The sequence below is a fragment of the Kitasatospora nipponensis genome, from assembly GCF_039528135.1.
GTDB lineage: Bacteria > Actinomycetota > Actinomycetes > Streptomycetales > Streptomycetaceae > Kitasatospora > Kitasatospora nipponensis.
Genome location: NZ_BAAALF010000043.1, coordinates 38,153 through 51,416, shown reverse-complemented (window position 1 = coordinate 51,416; position 13,264 = coordinate 38,153). Strand labels below are relative to the sequence as shown.

Annotated in this window: 8 protein-coding genes; all 8 read right to left on the bottom strand. The window is 74.2% G+C overall.

The features are described 5' to 3' along the window. Nucleotides 1-2,710: S8 family serine peptidase (locus ABD323_RS15065; protein ID WP_344442059.1), on the bottom strand; the 2,710-nt coding region annotated here is incomplete at its 3' end. Nucleotides 2,711-2,794: 84 nt separating this feature from the next. Next, nucleotides 2,795-2,953: a hypothetical protein gene (locus tag ABD323_RS15060; protein ID WP_344442058.1), complete on the bottom strand. Its 159-nt coding sequence runs from the start codon at nt 2,951-2,953 to the stop codon at nt 2,795-2,797. Between the two features lie 324 nt (nt 2,954-3,277). Then, nucleotides 3,278-4,870, bottom strand: a complete 1,593-nt coding sequence (gene serA / locus ABD323_RS15055; protein WP_425555997.1) for a phosphoglycerate dehydrogenase — start codon at nt 4,868-4,870, stop codon at nt 3,278-3,280. A gap of 279 nt (nt 4,871-5,149) precedes the next feature. After that, nucleotides 5,150-6,145 carry a ketol-acid reductoisomerase gene (ilvC, locus tag ABD323_RS15050; RefSeq protein ID WP_344442055.1) on the bottom strand — a complete coding sequence of 332 codons (996 nt, stop codon included), beginning with the start codon at nt 6,143-6,145 and terminating at the stop codon, nt 5,150-5,152. A gap of 101 nt (nt 6,146-6,246) precedes the next feature. After that, complete coding sequence (ilvN, locus tag ABD323_RS15045) at nt 6,247-6,771, bottom strand: acetolactate synthase small subunit (RefSeq protein WP_344442053.1); 525 nt, start codon at nt 6,769-6,771, stop codon at nt 6,247-6,249. 30 nt (nt 6,772-6,801) lie between these two features. After that, nucleotides 6,802-8,655, bottom strand: a complete 1,854-nt coding sequence (locus ABD323_RS15040; protein WP_344442052.1) for an acetolactate synthase large subunit — start codon at nt 8,653-8,655, stop codon at nt 6,802-6,804. A 315-nt stretch (nt 8,656-8,970) separates the two neighbouring features. Next, the gene (locus ABD323_RS15035) at nt 8,971-12,480 is read right to left on the bottom strand and encodes a putative bifunctional diguanylate cyclase/phosphodiesterase (RefSeq protein WP_425555995.1); all 3,510 of its coding nucleotides are present in this window, start codon (nt 12,478-12,480) and stop codon (nt 8,971-8,973) included. 424 nt (nt 12,481-12,904) lie between these two features. After that, nucleotides 12,905-13,264, bottom strand: a 360-nt coding sequence (locus ABD323_RS15030) for a response regulator transcription factor (RefSeq protein ID WP_344442051.1), incomplete at its 5' end; no start/stop codon positions are given.

Here is a 13,264-nt window from a genome sequence, read left to right as displayed (position 1 = left end):
CGACGGTGAGCACGGTGGCCGTGCTCACCGCGCCCGCGCCGCCCGTGCCCCCGGGCAGGTCACCGGCTCCCGGGCGGGCGGAGGCCACCGGGTAGCCGGAGAGCGGGTGCTCCACCGGGGCGGCGGTGAACCGCGAGGCCGGCCGGGGCGCGGCGAAGAGCGGCACCCGCAGCTGCGGCGGACCGCCCGCGGTGGGCGTCAGCAGCAGCTGGCCGGACAGCTCGCCGCGGTAACTGCGGGCGTGGCCGGCCTGGTTGAGCACCAGGGTCGGGTCGGGGGCGCGGCCCAGCGCGCCCGGCACGCTGAGGGTGACCCGCACCCGGGCGCTCTGCCCGGGGGCCACGCTCACCCGGTCGGGCGTCAGCTCGAAGCGCGCGCCGGGCAGTTCGGTGGCCGGCTGGTAGCCGGTGACGTACTCGAGCGGCGCCTGCGAGAGGTTGCGCACCTCCACCTCGCGGGTGAGCGCGAGCGGCCCGGTGACCGGGACCGGCCCGAACGAGAGCCCGACCTGCCCCTGGCCGCCCGCCGCGTAGGCCACCGCCGGGGTGACCGCCGCGAGGTCGGCGCGCACCCGGCCGGCGCCGGCGCGCTCGGGACCGTAGTGCGGCCCGGTCCGCCCCTCGCCCGCCCAGGTGTCGCCGGCGGTGTCCATCAGCGCGGCCTTGACCTGCTCCACGCTCCACTCCGGGTGGACGGCGCGGACCAGGGCGGCCACGCCGCTCACGTGCGGAGCCGCCATCGAGGTGCCGTCCTCGCGGGTGCCCTCGCTGCCGGAGCCGGCCCTGGCCGACCAGATGGTCTCGCCGGGCGCCGCCAGGTCGGGCTTGACCAGCCCCTCGACGCCGAGCCCGCGCGAGCTGAACTCGGCCAGCGTGTCCACCCGCTCGGGCCGGTCCTGCGGGACGGCGCCGTGCAGGTGCTCGCCGGCGGTGCTCAGCCGCACCCGGACCTCGCCGGCCGCCACCGCGCTGCGCAGCCGGTCGCCCGCGGCCGGCGCCAGGATCTCGGCGGGGATCCGGTCGTCGCCGGAGATCTCCCCCAACCGGTCCCCGTCGGCGGCCAGCAGCACGCCGATCGCGCCCGCGTCGGCGGCGTGGTCGACCCGCGGGGTGGACCCGCAGGCCCGGGCCGCGTCGTCGACGTGCCACTCCAGCAGCGCCACCCGGCCGCGCAGCCGGGCGGCGTGCGCGGCCTCGAACGGCGCGCAGCCGTCCACCTGGTCGACCGGGCGGGCCAAGAGGCCGGCCACCTCCTGGTGGTCCCAGCCCTGGTAGCGGGCGCTCCAGTGGGTGGGCAGCAGGCCGGCCAGCGCGACGGGGGCGAGCACCCGCAGGGCGTCCGAGTCGCTGTGGCCGTCCGCCGAGGCGGCGACCGCGAGCACCCGGGCCGCCACCACCGGACCCCCCCCGATGCCGTACACGTCGCCCTCGTTGCCGGCCGAGGAGACCACCAGGGTGCCGGCCTCGGCGAGCTTGTCGGCGGCCAGCGCGTCGGCGTCCTGCGGGTCGCCGAAGCCGCTGCCGAGCGAGAGGTTGACCACGTCGAGGTGGTCGCTGGGGTCGCCGTCCTGGTTCGGGTCGGCGGCCAGGTCCAGGGCGTGCGCGAGCTGGTCGGTGGAGCCCTGGCAGCCGAAGACCCGGATCGCGTAGAGCCGGGCGCCGGGCGCCGCGCCCGGGCCGACCCGCAGGCCCGCCGGGTCCAGGCCGGGCCGGTAGGGGCCGCGGTAGGTGCGGCCGTCCGCGCCGACCCCGTAGCCGGCGGCGGTACCGGCCACGTGGGTGCCGTGGCCGTTCAGCGCGCAGTCCAGCGGGTTGGGGTCCGGGTGCGGGACGGGCTGGTGGTTCGGGGCGGCCGGGTCCGGGTCGTAGTCGTCGCCGACCAGGTCCTGACCGCCCGTCACCTTGGCGCTCGGGAAGAGCCCGGGCGGCGCCGGGCGGGCGCCGTCCACCGCCCGGAAGGCGGCCTCGGTGCCGGGGCCGCCGAAGTCGGCGTGGGTGTAGTCGATCCCGCTGTCGATGATGCCGATCGTCACGCCCGCCCCGGTGGTGGCCGGCTGTCCGGGCAGCCCGGCCCACAGGGTGGGCGCGCCGGTGAGCGGCACGGAGTGCGCGTTGGCGCGCTCCTTGAGCGCGATGGGGTGCACCGCGCGCACCCCGGGCAGCGCGCGCAGCGCCGCCAGCCGGCTCACCGGGGCGTTCACCGCGAGGCCGGTGAACAGGGTCTGGGTGCGGTAGAGCAGCCGGTGCTCCGGGCCGACCGCGCCGAGCACGCGGTCCACCGCCGCCAGGGCCCGTTCGCGCTGCTCGCGTCCGGCCCGGGCGGCGGCCTGCCGCACGTCCTGCGCGGAGCGCAGTTCGCGCCGGGCCCCCTCGGCGGCGCGCCGCCAGGCGGGGGCCACGGACTCGGTGTCCAGTTCGAGCAGGACGGACTGCCGGGCGCCCGCCGCCACCCCAGCGCCCGCGCCGCCGACCGCGGCCAGGCCGCTGGACGGCAGGGCGGCCAGGACGGCGGGGCCGGCCAGCAGCGCCAGGGCCAGGCCGAGCAGCGCGAGCGGCCGGCCCGGCCCGGGGTGCGAACGGTGTCGCGGTCCGCCGTCGGTCCGGCGCCGCAGCCCGCTTCGCGGGTGGACGCCGCCTCTGGGGCGGGAGTCGGTTCGGGGGTGGGCGTCGGGCCTGGGACGGGGGCGGGGGCTGAGCCATCGGGTGCGCACGACCCAAGAATTGCCGCTGCCCACCGCCACCGCGCGGCACAGTGACGCACCGTCAGGCGAATGGCCCAACGGCCGACCGGGACGTCAGTGCCCGGTCGCGCCGCCGTTGTCGCGCCGGTCGAGCGCCCGCTGCAGGGCGGCCGCGGCGGCCGGGTCGACCTGGTCGCGGCGGCGACGGCGACGGGTGGGCTCCGCGGCGGCGGAGCGGTCACGGTGGCTGAGCAGGTCCGCGGTGGGGGGCATACCGGGCTCCTAGGGTCAAGAGACGCACGCTGCGGCGTCGGGTGAGGGAGGAGGGGGGTACGCCTGACGGGGATCGCCCGCCACGGTGCGTACGGCGCGCACGGGCCGCTTGCTCCGGCCAGGTGGTGGGGCCGTGAACAGCGGGGTTAACCGTGTGGCAGTTTCACGGTACGCCCAGGTCCAGCGCGTGTCTGCACAAGTAGTTGGATTTCCTAGTATCTGAGACGGGCCACTCCCCCGGCGCCCGCCGGCCGGCTCCCGCACAACGCCGGGAGCCCGGACCGACCAGCGGTCCGGGCTCCCGGTAGGACGGTTCGCGGCGGGTCAGCCGAGGTCGACCGAGCGGGCGAACCTGGCGCCGATCTCGGAGGCGATCTCCGCCAGCACCTCCTGGGGGATCTCCGAGTCCACGGTGATCGAGGCCAGCGCCTCCTGCGAGGCGCCCTCGCGGGCGACCTGCATGCCGGCGATGTTGATGCCCGCGTCGCCCAGGATCCGGCCGAGCGTGCCGACCACGCCGGGGCGGTCCTCGTACTTGAAGAAGGCCATGTGGTCGGTGAGCGCCACGTCGACGTCGAAGGCGTCCACCCCGACGATCTTCTGCTGCTGCTTGGGGCCGGCCAGCGTGCCGGAGACCGCGATCTCGCCGCCGCTGGCCAGGGTGCCGCGCACGGTGATGACGTTGCGGTGCTCCAGGCTCTCGCTGCTGGTGGTCAACCGGACCTCCACGCCGCGCTCCTGGGCGAACAGCGGGGCGTTGACGTAGGACACCGTCTCGGCCACCACATCCTCGAACACGCCCTTGAGTGCGGAGAGTTCGAGCACCTTGACGTCGTGCTGGGTGATCTCGCCGCGGACCTCGACGTCGAGCCGCACGGCCACCTCGCCGGCCAGCGCGGTGAAGATGCGGCCGAGCTTCTCGGCCAGCGGCAGACCCGGCCGGACGTCCTCGGCGATCACGCCGCCCTGGACGTTGACCGCGTCCGGTACCAGCTCGCCGGCCAGCGCCAGGCGCACCGACCGGGCGACCGCGATGCCGGCCTTCTCCTGCGCCTCGTCGGTGGAGGCGCCCAGGTGCGGGGTGGCGACCACGTTGTCGAAGGTGAAGAGCGGGGAGTCGGTGCACGGCTCCTTGGCGTAGACGTCCAGGCCCGCGCCGGCCACCCGGCCCTCCTTGAGGGCGCTGGCCAGGGCCGCCTCGTCCACGATGCCGCCGCGCGCGGCGTTGACGATCCGCACGGTCGGCTTGACCTTGTGCAGCGCGTCGTCGCCGATCAGGCCGATCGTCTCGGGGGTCTTGGGCAGGTGCACGGTGATGAAGTCGGAGACCTCGAGCAGCTCGTCCAGGGTGAGCAGCTTGACGCCCATCTGGGCCGCGCGGGCGGCCTGGATGTAGGGGTCGTAGGCGACGATCTTCATGCCGAAGGCGGACATCCGCTGGGCGACCAGCACGCCGATCCGGCCCAGGCCCACCACGCCGAGCGTCTTCTCCGAGAGCTCCACGCCGGTGTACTTGTTGCGCTTCCACTCGCCCTGCTTGAGCGCGGAGTTGGCGGGCGCGATGTTGCGGGCCACCGAGATCAGCAGGCCGCAGGCGAGCTCGGCGGCCGTCACGATGTTGGAGGTCGGGGCGTTCACGACCATCACGCCGGCCTTGGTGGCGGCGGAGACGTCCACGTTGTCCAGGCCGACACCGGCCCGGGCCACGACCTTGAGCTTCTTGGCCGCCGCCAGCGCCTCGGCGTCCACCTTGGTGGCCGAGCGGATCAGGATGGCGTCCACGTCCGCGATGGCGGTCAGCAGAGCGGTGCGGTCCGCACCGTCGCAGTGCCGGATCTCGAAGTCCGGGCCCAGGGCGTCGACGGTGGCGGGCGACAGCTCTTCGGCGATCAGAACCACGGCGTTTTTGGATGTCACAGTGCTCACGACAGTTTGTCCTTACTGTCCGAATCTCCCCGCCGCACGCTGGGGTGGCGTGGCCGGCTGAAGGCCGACGGGCGTGGGGATGGTGGCATGCCGCGTAGGTGGGCGCACGACGCTGTGGGCCTGACGCGCACTCGGAAGTCTATCGGCGTACAGGGCAGTTGCCTGTGCCCGCGCGGCGAAATCACCCGCACGGGACCAGCCGCGGTGTACAGCGGGGGCAGGTCCGGTCCCGGACCTGCCCCCGCTGCGGCACGGCTGAGAGCGAGGACGTCAGGCGTCCTTGACCCAGCTCATGAGGTCGCGCAGCTTCTTGCCGGTGGTCTCCAGCAGGTGCTCGGAGTCCGCGTTCTTGTACTCCTTGTACTTCGGCAGGCCCGCCTTGTACTCGGCGATCCAGGTGTTGGCGAAGGTGCCGTCCTGGATCTCGGCGAGGACCTTCTTCATCTCGGCCTTGGTGTCGGCGGTGATGATCCGCGGGCCGGTGACGTAGTCGCCCCACTCGGCGGTCTCGGAGACCGACCAGCGCATCTTCTCCAGGCCGCCCTCGTACATCAGGTCGACGATGAGCTTCAGCTCGTGCAGGCACTCGAAGTAGGCGATCTCCGGCTGGTAGCCGGCCTCGACCAGGGTCTCGAAACCGGCCTTGACCAGGGCGGCGGTGCCACCGCAGAGGACGGCCTGCTCACCGAACAGGTCGGTCTCGGTCTCCTCGGTGAAGGTGGTCTTGATGACGCCGGCCTTGGTGCCGCCGATGCCCTTGGCGTAGGACAGCGCCAGCGCGAAGGCGCCGCCGGTGGCGTCCTGCTCGACGGCCGCGATGCACGGCACGCCGCGACCCTCCTCGTACTGACGGCGGACCAGGTGGCCCGGGCCCTTGGGGGCGACCATGCAGACGTCGACGTCGGCCGGCGGCTTGATGAAGCCGAAGCGGATGTTCAGGCCGTGGCCGAAGAAGAGGGCGTCGCCCACCTTCAGGTGCGGCGCGATGTCCGCCTCGTAGACGTCGGACTGGATCGGGTCCGGCACCAGGATCATGATGACGTCGGCCTCGGCGGCGGCCTCGGCGGCGGTGACCACGCGCAGGCCGGCCTCCTCGGCGGCCTTGCGGGAGGCGGAGCCCTCCTTGAGGCCGACCCGGACGTCCACGCCCGAGTCGCGCAGCGACAGCGCGTGGGCGTGGCCCTGGCTGCCGTAGCCGATCACCGCGACCTTGCGGCCCTGGATGATGGACAGGTCGGCGTCGTCTTCGTAGAACAGCTCGGCCACGGTGGAACTTCTCCTTGCGTGATTCGCGTAGGTGCTCTGGCTACCGTACGCGCAGGTGGTGGGGGTTCGGTGGGATGCGCCCAGGGTGTGAGACGCGCAGGTCAGGCGCTGCGGTCCAGGGCACGCAGCGAGCGGTCGGTGATCGAGCGCGCACCGCGTCCGATCGCCACCAGGCCCGACTGCACGAGCTCCTTGATGCCGTACGGCTCCAGCATCCGCAGCATCGCCTCCAGCTTGTCCGAGCTGCCGGTCGCCTCGATGGTCACGGCGTCCGGCGAGACGTCCACGGTCTTGGCCCGGAAGAGCTGCACGATCTCGACGATCTGGGACCGGGTCTCGTTGTCCGCCCGGACCTTGACCAGGACCAGTTCCCGCTGGATCGCAGCGGACTGGTCGAGCTCGACGATCTTTATCACGTTGACCAGCTTGTTGAGCTGCTTGGTGACCTGCTCCAGCGGCAGGTCCTCGACGTTGACCACGATGGTCATCCGGGAGATGTCCGGGTGCTCGGTGGGTCCCACGGCGAGGGAGTCGATGTTGAAGCCCCGCCGGGAGAACAGGGCGGCGATGCGGGCGAGCACGCCGGGCTTGTTCTCGACCAGGACAGAGAGGGTGTGCTTGGACATGTCGTGAACTCTCTTCGGTGGTCGGGGTCGTCAGTCGAGGTCGTCGCCGAAGTCGGGGCGGATGCCCCGGGCGAAGAGGATCTCGTCGTTGCTGGTGCCGGCCGCGACCATCGGCCAGACCATGGCGTCCTGGTGGACGATGAAGTCGATGACCACCGGGCGGTCGTTGATCTCCATCGCCTGCTTGATCACCGCGTCCAGGTCCTCGGGACGCTCGCAGCGCAGGCCCACGCAGCCCATCGCCTCGGAGAGCAGCACGAAGTCCGGGATCCGGGTGCCTTGGGCCGGCGGCTCCTTGCCGTCGTGCTCGGGACCCGCGTGCAGCACGGTGTTGGAGTACCGCTGGTTGTAGAAGAGGGTCTGCCACTGGCGGACCATGCCCAGCGAGCCGTTGTTGATGACCGCGACCTTGATCGGGATGTTGTTCAGCGCGCAGGTGACCAGCTCCTGATTGGTCATCTGGAAGCAGCCGTCACCGTCGATCGCCCAGACCGCGAGCTCGGGGCGGCCCGCCTTGGCGCCCATCGCGGCCGGCACCGCGTAGCCCATGGTGCCCGCGCCGCCCGAGTTCAGCCAGGTCGAGGGCTTCTCGTAGTTGATGAACTGCGAGGCCCACATCTGGTGCTGGCCCACACCCGCCGCGTAGACGGCGTCGGGGCCCACCAACTGGCCGATCCGCTCGATCACCTGCTGCGGCGACAGCTCGCCGTCGGGGGCCGGCTCGTAGCCCAGCGGGTAGGTCCGCTTCCACTCGTTCAGCTTGACCCACCAGTCGGTGTAGTCGCCGTGGTGGCCGGCCTCGTGCTCGGCCTGGACGGCCACGATCAGGTCGGCCAGCACCTCGCGGGCGTCCCCCACGATCGGCACGTCGGCCGGACGGTTCTTGCCGATCTCGGCCGGGTCGATGTCGGCGTGCACGACCTTGGCCAGCGGCGCGAAGCTGTCCAGGCGGCCGGTGACCCGGTCGTCGAAGCGGGCGCCGAGGGTGAAGAGCAGGTCGGACTTCTGCAGCGCGGTGACCGCCGGGACGCTGCCGTGCATGCCCGGCATGCCCAGGTGCTGCGGGTGGCTGTCGGGGAAGGCGCCCAGGGCCATCAGGGTGGTGACCACCGGTGCGCCGGTCAGCTCGGCCAGGATCCGCAGCTCCGCGGTGGCGTTCGCCTTCAGCACGCCGCCGCCGACGTAGAGCACCGGGCGCCGGGCGGACACCAGCAGCTTGGCGGCCTCGCGGATCTGCTTGGCGTGCGGCTTGGTGACCGGGCGGTAGCCGGGCAGCGAGGTCTCCACCGGCCAGCGGAAGGTGGTGGTGGCCTGCAGCGCGTCCTTGGCGATGTCCACCAGCACCGGGCCCGGCCGGCCGGTGGCGGCGATGTGGAACGCCTCCGCGATCACCCGGGGGATCTCGGCCGGATCGGTGACCAGGAAGTTGTGCTTGGTGATCGGCATCGTGATGCCGCAGATGTCCGCCTCCTGGAAGGCGTCCGTGCCGATCGCCTTGGAGGCGACCTGGCCGGTGATCGCGACCATCGGCACCGAGTCCATGTAGGCGTCGGCGATCGGGGTGACCAGGTTGGTGGCGCCCGGACCCGAGGTGGCCATGCAGACGCCGACCTTGCCGGTGGCCTGCGCGTACCCGGTGGCCGCGTGACCGGCACCCTGCTCGTGGCGGACCAGGATGTGGCGCACCTTGACGGAGTCCATCAGCGGGTCGTAGGCCGGCAGGATCGCGCCGCCCGGGATGCCGAAGATGGTCTCCGCGCCCACGGCCTCGAGGGAGCGGATGAGCGACTGCGCCCCGGTCATCGTCTCGACGACCGCGGGGGCGCCGTGGGACGGGGCGGCCGGGTGGTCCCCGCGGCGGGGGGATGCCGTGTGCTCAGTCATCTGCCTGTCTCTTCTCGGGTTCGGCCGGCCCGGGCGGTCGACGTGGATCCGCCGGTGAGGGTCCGGTTGCCGGGTGCCTGTCCGTTTCGTCCCTGTCAGGTGCTTGATACCAGTTTCAGGCGAAACGTGCGGGCGGTACAACGGTGTTCCAACGGTGCGAGTGCAACAAAAAACCCCTCGTGCCCAGGGCATGCGAGGGGTGGCGCGTCGGTCTGTCTCGAGTCGGGCGACATGGCCCGCTCAGCCGACGCGCCCGCCAAGTACGAGAATTCGGGTGCGCATGGCACCGACCTTCCTCCTGAGCGCCGTTCGGTGTCAAGCAGGCGGGATCGACGTCTCGCCATGCGGACCCGCGCCGGACCCGCCCCCGGGACCGGCCGCCGAACGGCGTTCGGGCAGGTCCAGCGGGCCGTGGTGGTGCGCGACCCGGCCCGGCGCCGGATCGCGGTGTCCACCCGAACGGGTGTCGGCGGCCGCCAGGTAGGCCCGCCGGGCGGAGAGCGCGCCGATGGGGCGGGGCAGCGGGTAGAGCCGGCGGGCCAGCGCCCGGCGCAGCCGGAACTCGTCCAGCGGCTGGGCGAAGGCCAGCCCCTGCCCGTGCCGGCAGCCCAGCTCCTGGAGCACGCTCACCTGCCGGGCCTGGTCCACCCCCTCCGCGGCGGTGGCCAGCCCCAGGTCGCGGGCCAGGCGCAGCGCGTGGCCGGCCAGCGCCCGGCTGCGCGGGGAGTCGGCGATCTCCTGCACCAGCGAACGGTCCAGCTTCAGCGCGTCGAAGGGCAGCTTGGCCAGCGCGTTCAGCGAGCCGCCTCCGGCCCCGAAGCCGGCCACCGCGGTGCCCACCCCGAGTCTGCGCAGCGCGGCCAGCCGGCGGCCCACCTCGTCGGCCGAGGAGTCCGGGCCGGTCCGGGCCAGCTCCACCACCAGGCGGTCCGGCGGCAGGCCGGTGTCGCGCAGTGCGCCGGCGATCGTCTCGTAGACGCCGGGGGCGCAGAGCCGCTCGGCGGCGAGCCGCACGGTGACCGGGACCGCGGCCGAGCGGCTGCCGGCCGGGTGGCCCGGCTCGCAGCGCCGGGCCGCCTCGGCGACCGCCTGCTGCAACAGCCAGCGGGCGAACCGGGCGGGGGCGTCACCCTGCTCGGCGCTGCGCAGGAACTCGGCCGGGGTGAGCAGCAGCCCCTGCGCGGAGCGCCAGCGGGCCAGTGCCTCGACGCCGGTGACCGCGCCGCTGCGCAGGTCCACCACGGGCTGGTGGAGCAGCGCGAAGCTGCCCTCGCGCACGGCCAGGCGCAGCCGGTCCTCCAGCTCCCGGCGGCGGTCGAGGTCGGCGCGCATGCCGGGGCTGTAGAGGACGACCCGGCCCTTGCCCTCGGACTTGGCGCGGTACATCGCGAGGTCGGCGTCGCGCATCAGCTCGTCGGCCAGCTCCGCGGGCTCGCGGGCGGCGGCGGCCGGCGCGAGGGCGGGGGTCCGGGCGTGGCCGCTCTGGGCGGCGTGGGTGGCGTGCCCGGGGTGGGCGGGGTGGGTGGGGTGCCCGCGCCGGCCGCGGGCGCGCGGGGACGCGGGGTAGGGGCCGGCGGTGAACGGGCCTGCGGTGTGCGCATCGCGCGGGTGGGGGTCCGCCGGGTACGGGCCGTCCGGGTACCGGTCCACGGGGTACGGGTCCACGGGGTAGGGGTCCGCCGGGTACGGCTCGCGGGCGCGCGGGGCCGCCGCGTACGGGTCGCCCTCGCGCGGGCCGAAGGCGATGCCGATGCTGGCGGCCACCGCGAGTTCGGTGCCGCCGATCCAGTACGGCTCGGAGAGCGCGTGCCGCAGCCGCTCGGCCAGCTCCTGCACCCGCAGCCGGCCCAGCTTGCCGCTGACCAGCACCGCGAACTCGTCGCCGCCGAAGCGGGCCACCGTGTCGCCCGAGCGCACCGTGCCCTGCAGCCGGCGGGCCGCCTGCACCAGCAACTCGTCGCCGACCTGGTGTCCGGCGCTGTCGTTGACCGCCTTGAAGCCGTCCAGGTCCAGGAAGAGCACCGCCACCGCGCCGCCCTCGCCGTAGGGGTGCTCGCGCGGACCCTCGCCGCCGCGGCTGCCCAGCGCGGCCCGCAACCGCTCCGCGAAGAGCGCCCGGTTGGGCAGGTCGGTGAGCGGGTCGTGGAACGCGTTGTGCTGCAACTGCGCCTGCAGGTGGACCCGTTCGGTGACGTCCCGGCTGTTGAGGATCAGCCCGTCGCGGTACCGGTTGACCGTGGACTCCACGTGCAGCCACTCCCCGCCGCCGGCCCGGATCCGGCACTCGACCCGGGCGGTGGGCTCGCCGCCGCGGGTCGGCACCGCGCTGAACTGCCGGGCCAGGCGCCTGCTGCGGGCCAGGAAGCGGCGGACCTCGGCGACCACCCGCTCGGCGTCCTGCGGGTGCACCAGGTCGAGCAGCCGGCCCCCCACCAGCTCCTCCGGGTCCCGGCCGTAGACCCCCAGCGCCGCCGGACTGACGTACGAGAGACCGCCGTTGGCGCCGGTGATCATGATGACGTCGCTGGAACCCTGCACCAGCGAGCGGAAGTGCGCCTCCTTCTGCTCCAACTCCTGTGCCAGCGACAGGTTGTCGAGCAGCATGATGCCCTGACGGACGATCAGCGCCAGACCCACCGTGCAGGCGACCACGATCACCACCCGGTCCATCGGATGACCTCCGAGGGCGTTGTAGAGGATGCCGGCGGTGCAGACCGAGGCCGCCGCGTACGGGGTGAGCGCGCTGAAGGTGGAGGCCACCCGGCGGCGCGGGGTGCCGCCGGCCGAGGGGTGCTGGCGGCTCACCCGGCCGCGGCGCCAGCGGGCCGACCAGGGCGCCGAGGCGAGCAGCAGGCTGCCCGCGAACCAGCCGGCGTCCAGGATGTCGCCGGAGTGGTAACTGTTGCGCAGCGCGGGCGTGGTGAAGAGTCCGTCGCAGATCACCGTGACGGCCAGGCCCAGCATTGCGGTGTGCACCGCGGCGCGGTTGCCGTCGCGGCGACGGAAGCGCAGGCCGACCACCAGCGAGACCATCAGGATGTCCAGCACCGGGTAGGCCAGGTTGAGCGCCAGGCGCAGCGGGTCACCCGTCTCCCCCTCGGCGGTGCGGCCCAGGGCCAGGCTCCAGCCCAGCGTGAAGAGCGAACCGGCCACCATCCAGGCGTCCAGCAACAGGCAGAACCAGCCGGCCGCGCCGCGCGGGCGCTGGGCCAGCACCAGCAGGCCGGTGACGGTCAGCGGTGCGAACGGCAGGAAGGCGTAGTCGGCGGGCGAGTCCGCCGGCAGGCCGGTGCGCAGGACCACCTCGTACCAGGCCCAGGCGCCGTTGCCGACCGCGAGGCTGGCGGAGGAGAGGCCGAAGAGCAGCCAGGCCGGGCGGGCCGGGCCGGGCACCGCGCAGCCGTAGACCAGGCAGGACAGGGCGGCCGCCAGGGCCGCGCCGGCCAGGCCGAAGTCCCCCATGAACAGGGCCAGTGCGTGCGAACCCCAGCCGACCGCGGCCCCCAGCGTGTAGCCCAAGGCGAGCAGGGCGAGCAGCACTCCGGGGAGTCGGATGCCGAACAGCGCCGGGCGCCGGGCCGCCCCCGGGGGGCCGGCGGTGGACCTGCCGGCGGCCGGGCCGCGGACGGTGGACCGATGGGCGGCGGGCTCGCGGTCGCCGGACTCGTGGTCGGCCGACTCGTGGTCGCCGGGCCCGTGGTCGCCGGACTCGTGGTCGGCCAACTCGTGGTCGGCCGGCTCGTGGGCGGCGCCGGGGCGCACGCCGGGCGGTGGTGCGGTCACGGCCGTCCCGGCGCTGGACGACAGGGCATCGGCGGGGCTCACCCGGTACCTCCCCCTCCGGTCCGGGGCTCGGCCGCTCCCGGACTTCGGCCGCGCCGCGCGCAGCCGCGGCCCGGGCGGCCGGTGGCCGGCTCCGGGCGGCGACGGAAGGGCGCCCCGGTCGAGTGACCTGCGCGACCCCCGCCCGCGGCAGGCGCCGGCACGGCCTGAACGGGATCCGCCGACCGACTCGACCCGCCGGGCGTCAACCGCCCGGGCGCGCCGGGCCGTACCGGTGCTCCCAGCGGGGACCCTACACCACTTCGGTCACTCAACGACACGTACACTCAACTTAGAGTAATGGTCCGAGAGTAGGGATATGCACCCGCTTCCACCAGATCGGCCCGGTTGGCCGTAGCGCGCGCCTCGAAGCACGCGCGCCGGGGCGTGTGCGTCGATGCGCCCGGCCGCGCGCCGCCGGACCCTGCTATGCGCCGCCTCGCCCCGCGGCGGCCACCGGCTGCGGGAAGAGCCGCAGCCGGTGGGCCAGCGCCGCCGCCTCACCGCGTCCCGAGACCTCCAGCTTGGCCAGGATGTTGGAGACGTGCACGCTGGCCGTCTTCGGCGAGATGAAGAGCTCCTCGGCGATCTGCCGGTTCGTCCGCCCCAGACTGAGCAGCCCAAGGACGTCGGTCTCCCGGGGCGTGAGCCGGAACGCGACCGCACCCCCGTCCCCCGCGGCAGCCGCAGCCGCCGCGGACACCGCCCGGTCACCGCCGTTCCGTTGTGCCACGACCGCCCCGCCCGCGCCGCCGCCCGCCGCCGGCAGGCTGGTGTAACGGTTGTG

Bases quoted from the DNA above. Each gene is read 5' to 3' on its own strand.
- ABD323_RS15060 (WP_344442058.1), bottom strand. From the start codon at position 2,953: ATGCCCCCCACCGCGGACCTGCTCAGCCACCGTGACCGCTCCGCCGCC.
- ilvN (WP_344442053.1), bottom strand. From the start codon at position 6,771: ATGTCCAAGCACACCCTCTCTGTCCTGGTCGAGAACAAGCCCGGCGTG.
- ABD323_RS15040 (WP_344442052.1), bottom strand. From the start codon at position 8,655: ATGACTGAGCACACGGCATCCCCCCGCCGCGGGGACCACCCGGCCGCC.